The sequence below is a fragment of the Synechococcus sp. R55.2 genome (assembly GCF_047462075.1).
In the GTDB taxonomy this organism is placed as follows: Bacteria; Cyanobacteriota; Cyanobacteriia; order Thermostichales; family Thermostichaceae; genus Thermostichus.
In genome coordinates, this window is record NZ_JANSIH010000123.1 from 1 (window position 1) to 957 (window position 957).

At 55.0% G+C, this 957-nt stretch carries 1 protein-coding gene; it reads left to right on the forward strand.

Annotated elements, in window-relative coordinates; genetic code table 11:
* Positions 1–464 precede the first annotated feature (464 nt).
* Positions 465–707, forward strand: a complete 243-nt coding sequence (locus tag NW838_RS04555) for a DUF751 family protein (protein WP_041436092.1) — start codon at positions 465–467, stop codon at positions 705–707.
* The last annotated feature ends 250 nt before the right edge of the window (positions 708–957 follow it).

A 957-nucleotide genomic window follows, 5' to 3' on the forward strand; every position in this document is an offset into this window, starting at 1 on the left:
ACCATATCAGGTTCTCGGTTTCCTGAATCTGCGCAGTCTCCCCTTCGCTCCAACCACTCTTCGTGAAGTAGATGTTCTTTTTGATATGAGGGGACGATGGACTTTCTCCCTCGCGGAGGCTGTGAGCCAAGCGGCAGAGAGGCTGCTTACCGGTCGGTTGGTGCCACAGCGGCTGGGGAGCCGAGGTTGCTCGGCTGCCAAAAGAGCGCCAATGGAGGAGATTTATAGTCATTTTGAATAGGAATAAAACATTTCCGTTGCCTTGCTCTCCAACCCCCCTCTCCCAGAGAGATGAGCTGGGGGGTCGCGGCAGCGGCGCGGAGCGTTTGGGGAGTGTCTCAATCTAGTTTGAGATGACTACACTTTTTGAGTTGCCGCCAGTTCCCTGAAGATGGCCAGCCTCCAGATGGTTGACAGCTACCTATGGCACACTGAGAAAAAAGGAGTTGGAGCCCCAGCCTCTTATGCCACAACCGCAGCCCCCCAGAAGACTGGAAGACCAGTTTGTGGAGAATGTCTCCCGTTATCCCACTTACTTTATTACCGTTTTGCTGGGGGGGATCTGGGCTGGCCTCCAGCCTTTTGTCGGCCTGTATCGCAAAAGTCCAACAGCGGCGGCTATGGTTACGCTGGGATCCCTTTTGTTGCTTCTATTTGTTTATTTCACCCTGCGAGGCATGACAGGGAATACCTTTTGGCCAGAATAGATACTGGGTTGAGGTTGGGGCCCATGGGCGAAGCTGTGCAGTGGACGCCGGCAGCATAAGCACGCCTCAAGGGGATCCCTCTTTTTCGCCCCACTGCTGACAAGAAGTAAAGTGCTCCGCACCGCTCGCGCGAATGAAAAGTTTGCCCCGGAATGGTGGCGGTCTATGGGCAGGCCAAGCCTCAATTGGCTCTTCAGGGATCCCGGCTGCAAGCTGTAGCGAGGGGATTGGATTTGCCGCTAGCTTGGTA

Coding starts and splice junctions, on each gene's coding strand:
- NW838_RS04555 (WP_041436092.1), top strand. CDS start 465: ATGCCACAACCGCAGCCCCCCAGAAGACTGGAAGACCAGTTTGTGGAG.